The organism is Pseudomonas coleopterorum (assembly GCF_900105555.1).
Lineage (GTDB): Bacteria > Pseudomonadota > Gammaproteobacteria > Pseudomonadales > Pseudomonadaceae > Aquipseudomonas > Aquipseudomonas coleopterorum.
Genome location: NZ_FNTZ01000001.1, coordinates 4,266,053 through 4,280,139 on the forward strand (window position 1 = coordinate 4,266,053; position 14,087 = coordinate 4,280,139).

12 protein-coding genes are annotated in these 14,087 nt (G+C 64.0%); 4 read left to right on the plus strand and 8 right to left on the minus strand.

The genetic code is table 11. The annotated features are described in order from the left end of the window. Nucleotides 1-45: 45 nt before the first annotated feature. The gene (locus BLV18_RS19200) at nt 46-2,064 is read left to right on the plus strand and encodes an acyltransferase family protein (protein WP_090360962.1); all 2,019 of its coding nucleotides are present in this window, start codon (nt 46-48) and stop codon (nt 2,062-2,064) included. Nucleotides 2,065-2,511: 447 nt separating this feature from the next. On the opposite strand, the gene etfB is transcribed toward BLV18_RS19200, so the two are convergent. From etfB to BLV18_RS19230, 6 genes are all read right to left on the minus strand, one after another. Then, nucleotides 2,512-3,282 carry an electron transfer flavoprotein subunit beta gene (gene etfB / locus BLV18_RS19205; RefSeq protein WP_049861383.1) on the minus strand — a complete coding sequence of 257 codons (771 nt, stop codon included), beginning with the start codon at nt 3,280-3,282 and terminating at the stop codon, nt 2,512-2,514. A 28-nt stretch (nt 3,283-3,310) separates the two neighbouring features. Then, entirely contained in the window at nt 3,311-4,531 is a 1,221-nt protein-coding gene (etfA, locus tag BLV18_RS19210) for an electron transfer flavoprotein subunit alpha (RefSeq protein ID WP_090360965.1), read from the minus strand. Next, entirely contained in the window at nt 4,531-6,483 is a 1,953-nt protein-coding gene (dgcB, locus tag BLV18_RS19215; protein WP_090360969.1) for a dimethylglycine demethylation protein DgcB, read from the minus strand. Before dgcB ends, etfA begins: the two co-directional genes overlap by 1 nt. Nucleotides 6,484-6,663: 180 nt before the next feature. Further along, nucleotides 6,664-8,724 carry a dimethylglycine demethylation protein DgcA gene (gene dgcA, locus BLV18_RS19220; protein ID WP_090360972.1) on the minus strand — a complete coding sequence of 687 codons (2,061 nt, stop codon included), beginning with the start codon at nt 8,722-8,724 and terminating at the stop codon, nt 6,664-6,666. An 18-nt stretch (nt 8,725-8,742) separates the two neighbouring features. Continuing rightward, a complete protein-coding gene (locus tag BLV18_RS19225; protein WP_049861387.1) occupies nt 8,743-9,273 on the minus strand; it encodes a DUF5943 domain-containing protein in 531 nt (176 codons plus the stop codon). Nucleotides 9,274-9,400: 127 nt separating this feature from the next. Beyond that, on the minus strand, nt 9,401-10,378 hold the full coding sequence (locus tag BLV18_RS19230; RefSeq protein WP_049861388.1) for a dipeptidase: 978 nt from the start codon (nt 10,376-10,378) through the stop codon (nt 9,401-9,403). 262 nt (nt 10,379-10,640) lie between these two features. On the opposite strand from BLV18_RS19230, the gene BLV18_RS19235 reads away from it, so the two are divergent. Then, nucleotides 10,641-11,042 (plus strand): lysozyme inhibitor LprI family protein, encoded by a 402-nt coding sequence (locus tag BLV18_RS19235; protein WP_090360975.1) that lies wholly within the window; start codon nt 10,641-10,643, stop codon nt 11,040-11,042. Nucleotides 11,043-11,044: 2 nt separating this feature from the next. Then, the gene (locus BLV18_RS19240; protein WP_056844656.1) at nt 11,045-11,461 is read left to right on the plus strand and encodes a DUF3010 family protein; all 417 of its coding nucleotides are present in this window, start codon (nt 11,045-11,047) and stop codon (nt 11,459-11,461) included. A gap of 36 nt (nt 11,462-11,497) precedes the next feature. Here the strand turns inward: BLV18_RS19240 and BLV18_RS19245 are convergent, their stop codons facing one another. Together BLV18_RS19245 and BLV18_RS19250 are read right to left on the minus strand one after the other, a co-directional pair. Further along, a complete protein-coding gene (locus BLV18_RS19245) occupies nt 11,498-11,755 on the minus strand; it encodes a hypothetical protein (protein WP_090360978.1) in 258 nt (85 codons plus the stop codon). An 80-nt stretch (nt 11,756-11,835) separates the two neighbouring features. Beyond that, nucleotides 11,836-12,771: a GlxA family transcriptional regulator gene (locus BLV18_RS19250; protein WP_090360981.1), complete on the minus strand. Its 936-nt coding sequence runs from the start codon at nt 12,769-12,771 to the stop codon at nt 11,836-11,838. Nucleotides 12,772-13,000: 229 nt separating this feature from the next. On the opposite strand from BLV18_RS19250, the gene choX reads away from it, so the two are divergent. After that, nucleotides 13,001-13,921 carry a choline ABC transporter substrate-binding protein gene (gene choX / locus BLV18_RS19255; RefSeq protein WP_090360984.1) on the plus strand — a complete coding sequence of 307 codons (921 nt, stop codon included), beginning with the start codon at nt 13,001-13,003 and terminating at the stop codon, nt 13,919-13,921. Nucleotides 13,922-14,087: the final 166 nt, after the last annotated feature.

Genomic DNA, 14,087 nt, shown 5'->3' on the forward strand with positions numbered 1-14,087 from the left:
CCGTGAACTAGTGTCGCCCCCCAACAACAAAAAAGGGGCGTCACCATGTCATGCACTTCTCATCTGCCAAGCGCAGGCAATCGATCCACCGGGGGCTATCTACCCGGTATCGACGGCTTGCGCGCCATCGCGGTACTTGCCGTGATCGTCTTTCACGTCGAGTTCCTCGGGTTCCTTGCGGGGGGCTTCACCGGCGTGGACATGTTCTTTGTCATTTCCGGTTACGTCATCAGCCAGTCCCTGGCCGAACGAGGTGACCGGCCTATGCGTGAGTACCTGCTGGAGTTCTATCGCCGCAGGGCCCTGCGTATCCTTCCGGCGCTGTTGGTAGTGCTGTTGGTCAGCGTGATGCTGTCCGCCCTGTTGGTGCCGCCGGTGTGGCTCAGCAACCAGAACGACGAAACCGGCCTGGCCGCGTTTCTGGGCGTCAGCAACTTCACCCTGGCCTGGCAGAGCGACACGTATTTTTCACCCCGTGCCGAGTTCAATCCCTACCTGCACACCTGGTCACTGGGCGTGGAAGAGCAGTTCTACGTGATCTTTCCAGTGCTGTTTTTCTGCTGGCTGCGCTACCACACCACCCACCTGCTGGCCCGGATCGCATTGCCACTGCTGACCCTGGCGTCGCTGCTGTGGTGCGCGGTGCAGACCCAGGCCGCGCCGTTGTCGGCGTTCTACCTGTTGCCCAGCCGGTTCTGGGAACTTGCGGCTGGAGCGCTGCTGTTTCAGATGTTGAGTACCACCACCGGTGCTCGGCGCGAGGCAACGCGGCCGCTGGTTCTGCTGGGCACCGGACTGGGGTTGCTGGTGGCTGGGTTCATGTGGACGCCCGCGCGCAGCTTTCCCTTTCCCTGGGCGCTGGTCACGGTGGTAGGTACTGCGTCGGCGATTGCCGGCATCGTGCTCGCTGGCGGCGATCGCTCCAGCTTACTGCACCGAATCTTGAGTGCGCGGCCAGTGACCTACCTGGGGCGCTTGTCCTATTCGCTGTACTTGTGGCACTGGCCGGTGGCCGTGTTCCTGCGCTGGACCGTTGGCCTGGAGACAGTGCTCGTACAGGTGCTGTACCCGCTGGTCGTGCTGGGTCTGGCTGCCGCTTCCTACCACTGGATCGAACAACCCATACGCCGTGGCCGAAGTGTGCTTCAACGTCGTGCCAGCCTGACCCTCGGCGCGGCCCTGCTGGCCGTGGGGCTGTCTGCCTGGGCCGCCATGTGGACGGTGAACAATACCGAACGCCTGTCTTTGAGCACGGTCGCCGACAGTTACACCTGGCACGCCTACAAGCACTACCCCCGCGAACCCATCGAACCGATCGAGGACCCTGCACTGCAGGGTCGCCAATTGTTCGTGCTGGGCGACTCGCACACCGCTGCCTACCGCACGATGTTGAATATCGTCTCGCTGCGCTTGGGCATCGAGGTGGTGGAATACGAACGCGGCGGCTGCGCGGTGGTGAGTCTGCTGGCGGCCGATCCGCCCGCCTGCAGGGCCTGGCGAGACGCCGCCCTGGCCGATATTCGAGCACGTGCCAAGCCTGGGGACGTGGTGTTTCTGGCGTCATTGCGCATGCCGGAACTGGCGGGGCGCGATTGGCAGGGCGATGAGAAGGCGGTCTTTGCCCAGGCGCTCGGCGAGCACACCGCGCAAAAGGCACAAGAGGCTCGGGCTGCCGCCGACGTCGTGCTCACCCCTCTGCAGGCGGCTGGACTGACCGTGCTGATCGACGCGCCGGCGCCGGTGTTCAAGGCACCGGCAAACCGTTGCTCCGATGTGTTCAACCGCATGAACCCTGTATGCGCACCTGGATTGACAGTGGAGCGTGATCGGGTATTGCAGCTGCGTGCGCCACAGATGCATTTGCTGACGGTGTTGGCCCGTGAATACCCGATGCTGAAAGTCTGGGACCCGTTGCCGATTCTTTGCCCAGGCGCGACCTGCTCGGTATATGACACGGACGCGCAGCCGCTGTTCGCCGATGCCGACCATCTGAGCGGCCATGGCAATCGCGTGCTGGAGCCTTCGTTTACCCAGTTTTTGATACGCCTTTACCATCCGCTGTAGACGCGGCGGCAGCACAGCCTTGGCGTGTTTCTGTAGCAGCGGCGCGAGCCGCGTCGGCGGTGCGTGCGGTGTACCTGGAGGACCGCGTTGAGGCCGGACGCGGCTTGCACCGCTGCTACAGGGGATCGCAGTATTTCTGTAGCAGCGGCGCGAGCCGCATCGACGGTGCATGCGGTGTACCTGAAAGACCGCGTTGAGGCCGGACGCGGCTTGCGCCGCTGCTACAGGGGATCGCGGTGTTTCTGTAGCAGCGGCGCGAGCCGCGTCGGCGGTGCATGCGGTGTACCTGAAAGACCGCGTTGAGGCCGGACGCGGCTTGCACCGCTGCTACAGGGGATCGTGGTGTTTCTGTAGCAGCGGCGCGAGCCGCGTCGGCGGTGCATGCGGTGTACCTGGAGGACCGCGTCCGGAGTCGGCGCGTTGGCACTGCAGCAACGCGCGATGATCTCAACGCACCACACCTTCCTCGATCAACGCCTTGAGCACCGCCTGCGCGCCCTCCTCGGCGCTCAGGCCCTTGAGCACCTGCCCCCCGCCGCCGCTGGCCTTGGCCGTGGCGGCTTTCATGCGGTCGGCGCCGCTTTTGGCCTTGATCACCTTGAGCCGTTTGGGCCGGGGCTTGGCCGGTTGCAGTTCGGCGCTGTCGAACAGCTCGTCGTTTATCACTTCCACCTCATCGACCGCCAGCCTACCCCGTTGAGCGGGGCCATAGGCGCTTTGCCGGGGTTTGGGCGCCGCGTTGTCGACCGTGGCCAGCAAGGGCAGGCGCACGCTCAACCGACGTCGCTGACCACGGGGCAAAGCTTGCAACACCTGCGCTACCCCATTGTCGATGGACTCCACCTCCGCCAAACCCACGATCATCGGCCAGCCGAGCTTTTCGGCCAACAGAAACGGCAACATGCCCGAACCTTCGCCGGTTTCGGCCTGGGTCCCGGTCAGCACCAGCTGGGCGCCGGCGCCTTGCAGGTAGTCGCACAGTACCGGCAGCGCATCGGCGCCCTGCGGCTGCTCGAGCACGTGCAACTGTTGCAGGCCCATGCCCAGATAGGCGCGCAGGGCTGGCTCGGCGACGTCACCGGCATGCAGCACCTGCAAGTCGTCGCCCGCCAATTGCAGGCCCAGCTCCACGGCGCGCGAGTCCTGGTCGGCGCGCCGAGGCCGGCCGGAGGTCGGGTGGGCGCCGATGGAAACCAGACTGATGACCTTGGTGTTCATGGTTGAGCCTCTCTCATCGAGTCGTGCCTCAGGCAGCGTCGCGTTTGGCCGGGTTGCGGTAGGCCTGGATGGCGTCGATCAAGGCCAGCATGATCGCCTGGCTGTCGCCGATCACCGACAGGTCCGCGCGCTTGATCATGTCGCAGCCGGGATCCAGGTTGATGGCAATGACCTTGTCGCAGCCGCCGATGCCCTGCAAATGCTGGATCGCACCGGAGATACCCACGGCCACATAGACCCGTGCGGTCACCCAGGTACCACTGGCGCCCACCTGCCGGTCGCGAAGCATGAAGCCATCGTCCACCGCTACCCGCGAAGCCCCTTCGGTCGCGCCCAGCGCCTGGGCGGTGCGGTGGAACAATTCCCAATCCTTCACCCCGTTGCCGCCGGAGAAGATGAATTCGGATTCGGCCATCGGGATGGCCGCAGGGTCGACCGCCACGGCACCCAGGTCCTCGATGCGCGGCAGGCTGCGCGCCACGGCGGTGGACAACGCCACCGGCAGCATTTCGTGACGGGTTTCATCCACCGGTTCGGCGCATTCGGCGGCCGCCAGCATCAAGCGCGGCAGCGGCCGGGCAATGTCCTGCTGGCCGGCACCGGCACGGCTGACGCACTGGCCATCCTTGACCTGCCATACCCGTGTCGCGGGGCGCTCACCCAGACGAGCGGCAAAACGCCGTCCCAGTTCGCCACCGCCAGTGCGGCTGTCCGGCAGCAGCCAGTGCCGCGGGGCGAACTGGTTATCCACAGCCTGCAGGCCCTGAATGCGCTGCTCGGGTGCATAGCCTTCGAATTCGTTGCCATCGAGCACCAGCAAACGATCCACGCCGGCTGTGTCGAAGGAAGTTTCCTTGTGCTCGCCGAAAACGATGGCCAGTACCGCACCGCCCTCTGCGGCGAGTCGATGCGCCAGGCCCAGCAGATCGCGATCGTGACTGCTCAGGCGGCCACCGACCATGTCCGGTACCACTGCAACATAGAACGCTGGCGCCGCTACTTGATGCAGCGGCAGTTGCACGGTCGTCGTCGCCGAACGCTTGCTGCCACCGCCCTGTTGAGCACCGCTGCGATCGATTCGCTTGACGCCGTTGGGACCGAGGAAACCGATGCCATGGGGGTTCTTGCGCATCACCCCGTTGGGTCCCATCCACGCACTGGCCTGTGGCTGCATGGCACTGTGCAACGGGTGCAGCCGGTTGCGGGCGATCCACTCGGCCCGCGGATCGCGGCGAATAATGTCGCTCATCAGTTCACCTCCGCGGCGACTTCACGTTTGACCGGAACCGGCTTTACTGGCGCGACAGGCTCTTCCTGCAATGCCTCGGCCACTAGTTCGGCGATGTCCTTGATCAAGGGCCGCGGTTCGACCACGCCTTCGAGCATGGCCGTGCATTGCGGGCAGCCGACGGCGACCAGTTCGGCCTGAGTCTCGCGAATGTCTTCCATGCGCATATCAGGAATCCGCTGCTTGCCGGGAATGTCGGTGATCGGCGCGCCGCCGCCACCACCGCAGCAACGGGAACGGAAGCCCGAGCGCTGCATTTCCCTGACCTCGATGCCCAAGGCCTTGAGCACGTCGCGTGGCGCCTGGTACTCGCCGTTGTAGCGGCCCAGGTAGCACGGGTCGTGGTAGGTGACGCTACCCCCCTTGTGTTGGCCGAGCTTGAGCTTGCCCGCAGTGACCAGTTCAGCCATGAAGGTGCTGTGGTGCAGTACTTCGTAGTGACCGCCCAAGGCACCGTATTCGTTCTTCAAGACATGAAAGCTGTGCGGATCGCAGGTGACGATGCGCTTGAAGCTGTACTTGCCCAAGGTGCCGATATTGCGCTTGGCCAGCAGCTGGAAGGTCGCCTCGTCGCCTAGTCGCCGGGCCACGTCGCCGCTGTCGCGTTCTTCGAGACCCAGCACGGCGAAATCGACCTTGGCGGCTTTCAGCACCTTGACGAAGGCGCGCAGGGTGCGCTGGTTGCGCATGTCGAAAGCGCCGTCGCCAACCCAGAACAGCACATCGGCGTTTTTCTTGTCGCCGAACAGCTGCAGATTCAGGTCTGCGGCCCAGTTCATGCGGCCGCCGGGGTTGAAGCCGCCGGGGTTGTCGGTGGCGATCAGGTTGTCCAGCACTTCGGCGCCCTTGTTGGGGGTGGCGCCTTTTTCCAGCGTCAGGTGGCGGCGCATGTCGACGATGGCGTCGACGTGCTCGATCATCATCGGGCACTCTTCCACACAGGCGCGGCAGGTGGTGCACGACCACAGCGTGTCGGCATCGACCAGCCCGTTGACGATCGGCTGATGGGGATTGCCGCCGTGCTCGCCGATGGCCTTGCCAGGGTACGGGCTGCCAGCGAACCTGGCATCGGTGCCACCGGCCAGGCCCACGACCATGTCCTGAATGAGCTTCTTGGGGTTCAGCGGCTGGCCAGCGGCGAACGCCGGGCAGGCGGCCTCGCACTTACCGCACTGCACGCAGGCATCGAAGCCCAGCAACTGGTTCCAGGTGAAGTCCTTGGGCTTTTCCACACCCAGCGGTGCCGTGGGGTCATTCAGATCCAGCGGCTTCAGGCCGGTCGAGCGACCGCCGCCGAAGCGCTCGGCGCGGCGGTGCCAGGCCAGGTGCAAGGCGCCGGCGAAGGCGTGCTTCATCGGGCCGCCCCAGGTCAGCCCGAGAAACAACTCGGATACGCCCCAGGCCACGCCGATGCCCAGTACCACGGCCAGCACCCAGCCGCCGAAGTTCATCGGCAGGATACCGGCCACCGGCAAGGTAGCGATGAAGAAGGTCGCCGAGAACATCAGCAGGCTTTTCGGCAGGCGCATCCACGGGCCCTTGGACAAGCGCGCGGGCGGGTTGAGGCGGCGGGCGTAGACGAAGCAGGCCCCGACGAACATCAGCGCCGTGGCCAACAGCAGCGCGTAGCCAAGAATACGGTTGTGCAGGCCGAAGCCGTGCACCAACACCGCCAGCACCGCCGCCAACACCGCGCCACCGGCCGTGGCCACGTGGGTATTGGCGATGTATTTGTCGCGGGCGACCACATGGTGCAAGTCGACCATGTAGCGCTTGGGCATGGCCAGCAGGCCGCCCAGCAGATCGACCTGTGAAGGCCGGCCGCGGCGCCACATATTGATTCGCCGCACCGCGCCCAGGACAGCCAGGGCCAGGGCGGCGAACAGCAGGATGGGAAGCAGTGTATTGAGCATGGTGAAGCCCCTGCGGACCAATAGGTCCCAATAACGGGAAGCCGACGCGGACTCTGTGGGAGCGGGCTCTGTGAGAGCGGGTCGGCCGGCGTTCCGGTCTGCCCGCGAAAGAGGCACCGCGGGGGTCCAATTCGCGGGCAAAGCCCGCTCCCACAGAGATCACAGTGCACCGGGACGGCGTCAAAAATCCTTGCACAGGCGCAGCGCGTCGTAGATCGCGGCGTGGGTGTTGCGCTGGGCCACGCAGTCGCCGATGCGAAACAGCAGATAGTCGTCGCCCGTGGTACTCAACGACGGCTGCGGCTGAATCGCGAACAGGGCATCGATGTCCATCTGGCCCTTGTTGCGCGAACCCTGCTTGAGTTCGTAATAGAGCCTCTCGTCGGGCCGCACGCCGTTCTCCACCACCACCTGATCGACCACCCGTTCTTCCTTGGCGCCGGTGTATTCGTTCTCCAGCACCGCCACCAGCTTGTCGCCTTCGCGGTAGACCTTTTCCAGCATGAGGTCGCCGGTCATGATCACCTCCTTGGGGTACATGCTGCGGTAGTAGGTAGGGAACGACGTACCGCCGATGGCCACGCCCGGCTTGATGTCGTCGGTGACGATCTCGACCTGGCTGCCCTTGTCGGCCAGGAAGTCGGCCACCGACATGCCGGTGAACTCGCAGATGGTGTCGTACACCAGGACGTTCTTGCCCGGCGCGACCTTGCCGTCGAGCACGTCCCAGCTGCTGACCACCAGACCCTCGGCGGCGCCCCAGTGCTCGCCCTGCTCCAGAAACGGATGACCGCCCACGGCCAGCACGACGATGTCCGGGCGCAGGTCCATGATGGTGTCGGCATCGGCGGCAGTGCCCAGGCGCAGATCGACTTTCAAGCGTGCCAGCTCCAACTGGAACCAGCGGGTGATGCCAGCGATCTGGTCACGCTGCGGCGCCTTGGAGGCCGTGGTGATCTGACCGCCGATGAATTCCTTCTTCTCGAACAGGGTCACGTCGTGGCCGCGTTCGGCCGACACCCGTGCCGCTTCCATGCCGGCCGGACCGGCACCGACGATCACCACCTTGCGCTTGACGCCGGTGGACTTCTCGATGATGTGCGGCACGCCCATGTATTCCCGCGACGTGGCGGCGTTCTGAATGCACAGTACGTCCAGGCCTTGATACTGCCGGTCGATGCAGTAGTTGGCGCCCACGCACTGCTTGATCTGATCGACCTGGCCCATCTTGATCTTGGCGATCAGGTGCGGGTCGGCGATGTGCGCGCGGGTCATGCCGACCATGTCCACGTAGCCGCCTTCCAGAATGCGCGTGGCCTGATTCGGGTCCTTGATGTTCTGCGCGTGCAGCACCGGGATGTTCACCACTTCCTTGATGCCGGCCGCCAGGTGCAGGAACGGCTCCGGCGGATAACTCATGTTGGGAATGACGTTGGCCAGGGTGTTGTGGGTGTCGCAACCCGAGCCCACCACGCCGAGGAAATCGAGCATGCCGGTGTCGCTGTAGTACTTGGCGATTTCCTTCATGTCCTCGTGGCTGAGACCGTCGGGATGGAACTCGTCGCCGCAGATGCGCAGGCCCACGCAGAAGTCGTCGCCGACTTCCTTGCGCACGGCCTTGATCACCTCGATGCCGAAGCGCATGCGGTTTTCGAAGCTGCCGCCCCACTCGTCGGTACGCTTGTTGACCCGTGGGCTCCAGAACTGGTCGATCATGTGCTGGTGCACCGCCGACAGCTCCACGCCGTCCAGGCCACCGGCCTTGGCCCGCGCCGCGGCACTGGCGTAGTTGCCGATCACCCGCCAGATCTCTTCGGGCTCAATGGTCTTGCAGGTGGCGCGGTGCACCGGCTCGCGAATGCCCGAAGGCGACATCAGCGTCGGCCAGTGCTCGCCGTCCCAGCGCGAACGACGGCCCATGTGGGTGATCTGGATCATGATCTTGGCGCCATGCTTGTGCATGGCATCGGCCAGGTTCTGGAAGTGCGGAATGATCTTGTCGGTGGCCAGGTTCACCGATTTCCACCAGCCCTGAGGGCTGTCGATGGCCACGCTGGAGGAGCCGCCGCAGATGGCCAGGCCTATCCCGCCTTTTGCTTTCTCTTCGTAGTATTTGACGTAACGATCGGTGGTCATGCCGCCATCGGTGGCGTAGACCTCGGCGTGCGCGGTGCTGAGCACGCGGTTGCGGATCGTCAGCTTGCCGATCTGGATCGGCTGGAACATCGCTTCGAAAGCCATGGCGGCGTCTTCCTCGACTTACAACGGTTTCACGGTGAAGAGGCCATCTTCGTGACCTTCTTCGGAGCCGCCGTAGACTTGCTCGGCGACGGTACGAATGCTGCTGCCGCGGGCGGCGAGAATCTGGTCCATGGCCCCGGCGAACCAGCCGGTGAACATGTAGTCGACCTTGCGCCCGACCTTGCCGTACACGTAGACGAAGCAGGAGTGTTCCAGCTTGACGCTGCAGGTGCCTTTATCCAGATCGATGTCCTGGATCTTGAACAGCCCCCAGCCGCGCTGCGACAGACGCTTCATGTAGTGCTCGAACACCGCGACGCCTTCCAGGCCATGGCATTCGGCTTCTTTCTCGCACCAGTGCCAGGCGGATTTGTAGCCGGCCTTGTAGAGGATCTCCGCATAGGCGTCGGCGCCCAGCACTTCCTCGATGCCCATGTGGTTGTTGACGAAGAAGTGGCGTGGTACGTACAGCATCGGCAGGGCGTCGGAAGTCCAGACGCCGGTTTCGCTATCGACTTCGATGGGCAGTTGCGGGGCGATCTTGGCCATGTGCTTGAACTCCGGAATCAGTAGTTGGCTGCCACGAGCAAACACCGGGTTGCGGCGTTCGCGGGCAGAGCCCGCTCCCACAGGGGTGAGCGGCTGGAATAAGAAATGCGGCGTGTCAGGTCGGGCGTTATTCGCCCCAGACGTCCTTGAGGACGTTGACCCAGTTCTCGCCCATGATCTTGCGCACCACGCGTTCGCTGTGGCCGCGCTTGAGCAGGGTTTCGGTGAGGTTGGGGAATTCGCCCACGGTGCGGATGCCCAGCGGGTTGATGATCTTGCCGAAGCTGGTCAGGCGGCGGGCGTAGCCCTTGTCGTGGGTCAGGTATTCGAAGAAGTCCTGGCCATGGCCCTGGGTGAAGTCGGTACCGATGCCGATGGCGTCTTCGCCGACGATGTTCATGGTGTATTCGATGGCTTCGGCGTAGTCGTCGATGGTCGAATCGATGCCCTTGGCCAGGAACGGCGCGAACATGGTCACGCCGACGAAGCCGCCATGGTCGGCGATGAACTTCAGCTCTTCATCGGACTTGTTGCGCGGGTGCTCCTTGAGGCCCGAAGGCAGGCAGTGGGAGTAGCACACCGGCTTCTTGGATTCGAGAATGACTTCTTCACTGGTTTTCGAGCCAACGTGGGACAGGTCGCACATCACCCCCACACGGTTCATCTCGGCGACGATTTCGCGGCCGAACCCGGACAGCCCGCCATCGCGCTCGTAGCAGCCGGTCCCGACCAGGTTCTGGGTGTTGTAGCACATCTGCACGATGCCCACGCCCAGCTGCTTGAACACTTCCACGTAGCCGATCTGGTCCTCGTAGGCATGGGCGTTCTGAAAGCCGAAAAGGATGCCGGTCTTGCCGATTTCCTTGGCCTTGCGAATGTCGGCGGTGGTGCGCACGGGCATCACCAGGTCGCTGTTCTCGCGCATCAGCTTCTGGCTCTTGCAGATGCTGTCGACGGTGGCCTGGAAGCCTTCCCACACCGACACCGTGCAGTTGGCCATGGTCAGACCGCCCTTGCGCATGTCCTCGAACAGCTCGCGGTTCCATTTGGCAATGATCAGCCCGTCGATAACGATGCTGTCGGCGTGCAATTCGGCTGGGCTCATCAGGCGGTCCCCATCAGGCAAGTCAGGCGCCGAATCGTATGCCGGCGCTTCATGGGGCCAGCATATGCCTGCGCGACACGGCGACCGGATGCAAAAACGACAGGGGAATTGCCGAAAGCGTCAACGCCCGACGCAAAACGGAACCGCGTCCGGCCACTCCATGAAAAATGCTGCCTGCCATCGCTCTGCCCCTATGCTTTACCCCGCCCCTGAGACAGAATCACCGGTAATCATCACTGTTCAACGGGTTAGGTAGATCCTCATGAGATTCACGCTGCTGATGCTTGCCCTGCTGTCCTTCGCCGCCCAGGCCGAAGAGTCCGATGGCCCCACCCCGTGCGACAACGTGGAGACCGATCAGCAGAGCTACGATTGCTCGGCCTACAACCGCAAGACGTCGGAAACAGAAATGAGCGAGTCGTACACCGACCTGCTCGACCGTATCAATTCCCAGTTCCCCAAAGGCTCGCCCGAACTCAAGGCGTTCACCGACAAGCTCAAGGCGGCTCAGGACCTGTGGACCAAGTCGCGTGATGCCGATTGCGACGTGTACACGGTCAATGCCGGCAAAGGCACCAAGGCCTATGAAATTGCCCAGAACGACTGCCGCGCGCAGAAGAGCGACGAACGTTCCGAGTTCCTGCAATCGGTGGGCCTGGAGTGAGCGTGAAAATAGCCGGGGTCGAGATCAAGGGCAGCGAAGCGATCTTCGCGGTGGTGGAATACGGTGATGCCGCGTTGGCGCATCTGCCCACCTCCCTGAAGAAGATTGCCCTGGAAGACGATGACATCGCCGCGAACGTGCGGCAGTTCCAGGGACAGGTAGCCGCTTTCGTCCGCGATAACGGGTTGAAGATGCTCGCCGTCAAGAAGCGCGGCAAGAAAGGCGAGTTCGCCGGCGGGCCGACCACCTTCAAGATCGAAGGCGTGCTGCAGCTGCTCGAAGGCTGCGAGGCGGTGCTGGTATCGCCGCAGACCATCAGCGCCCAGGCCAAGAAGCTGGCCGAGCTGCCGGGTACCTTGAACAAGTACCAGCACGAGGCCTACAAGGCCGCCTGCGCAGTATTGCTCAAGGCCCGGTGATCAAGCGCCAGTGATCAAGGGAGCATCAGCCACCCTTCACTCCTCCTCGTTTACCCGGCAATTCAGGCTGATGTCGGTGGGATTGCCAGGGTCCTGCGCCATGAAGGCGCGGGTCTTGCCCTCGGCATCCGCCAGGTTGTCGGCCTCCACAGGCAGGTCCACCAGCGTGTTGTCCCAGGCGTCGGTCGCTTGATTGTCGATGACGCGACAGTCGTACCAGGCGGCCGATGCCGGCCCGGCCAAGGTCAGAAGCGCTGCGGTAACCAGGCTCGATGCAATGACGTGCTTGCCCATTTCGATGATTCCTTTATCAATGAATGAGCGCGCAGGTTAGCGGCCGCATGGCGTGCAGGAACGGTACATATGCATTGGCTTTACTGGCGCCGATCCTCCCGCGGACAGCGGGCAAAGCGCGCCCGATAGCTGCGGGTGAAATACGACGGTGAATCGAAACCGCAGGCGATGCTCACCTCCAGTACACTCATCGGCGTCTGGCGCAGCAGTTGCCGGGCTTTCTCCAGACGCAGGCGCAGGTAGAAGTTGCTTGGCGTGTCGTTCAAGTGCAGCCGGAACAAGCGCTCCAACTGGCGTCGCGTGACCTTGGCCAGCTCGGCCAGTTGCAGCGTGCTCAACGGTGGCTCGGTGTGCTGTTCCATCTCGCCGATCACTTGCACCAGCTTCCTGTTGTCGATGCCGTAGCGCGAGGCGATCTGCATGCGCTGATGGTCCTTGCGCGGCCGGATGCGGCCGACCACGAATTGCTCCGACACCTGGATCGCCAGCTCGCTGCCGTGGGCCTGGCCGATCAGATCGAGCATCAGATCGATGCAGGCGGTACCACCGGCGCAGGTGATGCGCGCGCTGTCGGTTTCGAACAGTTCCTGGCTGGCGCTCAGCGCCGGATAGGACTCGCGGAAGGCATCCAGAGCCTCCCAGTGCAACGCGACCCGGTGGCGCTCGAGCAGGCCCGCTTCGGCCAGGACAAAGCTGCCGGTGTCGATGCCGCCCAGGGTCACCCCTTCGCGATCCAGACGGCGCAGCCAGTCGCGCAATGCCACATCGAAGGTCGCCAACGGCTCGAAGCCGGCCACCACCAGCAATGTCGCGCCTTTGGCCAGCGACCCGAGCGCGCTGTCGGCATTCACCGACATGCCGTTGCTGGCCAGCACCGCGCCGCCATCCAGGCTGACCACCTGCCAGCGATACAGCTCGCCACGAAAGCGGTTCGCCACCCGCAGCGGCTCGATCGCCGAGATGAAGCCGAGTGCGGAGAAACCGGGCAGCAGCAGAAAGTGGAAGTCTTGGGCCATGGCGTGCTCGGTGATTTCTGCGGCGCGATCCTGTGGGCGCGGGGCGGGCGGCGAGCCCTCTGCCCGCGAAGAGGGCTTTGTGAAACACCACTAATACCCAGCACGTCGCCACTGTGCAAGCGCCGGTCGCCGCAGTGCGATTTTTCCCGCAGCAGGCTGCGTACCTTATGCAAACGGTGCGTAGACACCGCCCCCATAACAATTCGAACTGCCGCTTGAGGGAGCCATCATGAACAGACTGATCAGCTGCTGCCTGCTGATGCTTACCGGTACCGCGCTGTTGACCGGCACCGCCAGCGCTGCGGAACCGGCCAGCTGCAAGAACGTGCGCCTGGGCGTGGTCAACTGGACCGATGTGATCGCCACCAGCGCCATGACTCAAGTGCTGCTTGAAGACCTGGGCTACAACGTCAAACAGACCAGCGCTTCGCAGCAGATCATCTTCGCCGGGATTCGCGACCAGCGCCTGGACATGTTCCTGGGCTACTGGAACCCGCTGATGACCCAGACCATCACCCCCTTCGTGGAGCAGAAGCAGGTGCGCGTGCTCGACCAACCGAGCCTCAAGGACGCCCGCGCCACCCTGGCCGTACCGACCTACCTGGCCGACAAGGGCCTGAAAAGCTTCGCCGACATCGCCAGATTCAAGAAGGATCTGGGCGGCAAGATCTACGGCATCGAGCCGGGGTCCGGCGCCAATACCCAGATCAAGGACATGATCGCCAGGAACCGCTTCGGCCTGGGCGACTTTCAACTGGTGGAGTCCAGCGAGGCCGGGATGCTGTCGGCGGTGACTCGCGCGGTGAAGCGCAACGAGGCCATCGTGTTCTTCGGCTGGGCGCCGCACCCGATGAACGTCAACCAGGACATGACCTACCTGACCGGCAGCGAAGACGCCCTGGGCCCGAACGAAGGCATGGCCACGGTGTGGACGGTGACCGCGCCGGACTACGCCAGCCGCTGCCCGAACGCGGACAAGCTGCTGAGCAACCTGACCTTCACGGCCGCAGACGAGAGCCGAATGATGCAACCGTTGCTGGAGCACAAGGACGCCTTCGACTCGGCCCGACAATGGCTCAAGGACCACCCGCAAGACCGTCAGCGCTGGCTGCGGGGCGTGACCACCTTCGACGGCAAACCCGCCTCCTGAGCAATCCCTGTAACAGCGGCGCCTCTGGGAGCGGGTTCTGCCCGCGAACGGTTGACCACCGTAGACGGAAGACCGCGCCGCACCTGTGGGAGCGGGTTCTACCCGCGAAGGGTTCACCACCGTAGACGGAGGACCACGCCGCACCTGTGGGAGCGGGTTCTACCCG

Excerpts from the sequence above, each read along its gene's own strand:
- BLV18_RS19230 (WP_049861388.1), bottom strand. The coding sequence starts at position 10,378 with ATGAGCCCAGCCGAATTGCACGCCGACAGCATCGTTATCGACGGGCTG.
- BLV18_RS19200 (WP_090360962.1), top strand. The coding sequence starts at position 46 with ATGTCATGCACTTCTCATCTGCCAAGCGCAGGCAATCGATCCACCGGG.
- dgcA (WP_090360972.1), bottom strand. The coding sequence starts at position 8,724 with ATGGCTTTCGAAGCGATGTTCCAGCCGATCCAGATCGGCAAGCTGACG.
- choX (WP_090360984.1), top strand. The coding sequence starts at position 13,001 with ATGAACAGACTGATCAGCTGCTGCCTGCTGATGCTTACCGGTACCGCG.
- BLV18_RS19225 (WP_049861387.1), bottom strand. The coding sequence starts at position 9,273 with ATGGCCAAGATCGCCCCGCAACTGCCCATCGAAGTCGATAGCGAAACC.
- BLV18_RS19250 (WP_090360981.1), bottom strand. The coding sequence starts at position 12,771 with ATGGCCCAAGACTTCCACTTTCTGCTGCTGCCCGGTTTCTCCGCACTC.
- BLV18_RS19245 (WP_090360978.1), bottom strand. The coding sequence starts at position 11,755 with ATGGGCAAGCACGTCATTGCATCGAGCCTGGTTACCGCAGCGCTTCTG.
- etfB (WP_049861383.1), bottom strand. The coding sequence starts at position 3,282 with ATGAACACCAAGGTCATCAGTCTGGTTTCCATCGGCGCCCACCCGACC.
- etfA (WP_090360965.1), bottom strand. The coding sequence starts at position 4,531 with ATGAGCGACATTATTCGCCGCGATCCGCGGGCCGAGTGGATCGCCCGC.
- dgcB (WP_090360969.1), bottom strand. The coding sequence starts at position 6,483 with ATGCTCAATACACTGCTTCCCATCCTGCTGTTCGCCGCCCTGGCCCTG.
- BLV18_RS19235 (WP_090360975.1), top strand. The coding sequence starts at position 10,641 with ATGAGATTCACGCTGCTGATGCTTGCCCTGCTGTCCTTCGCCGCCCAG.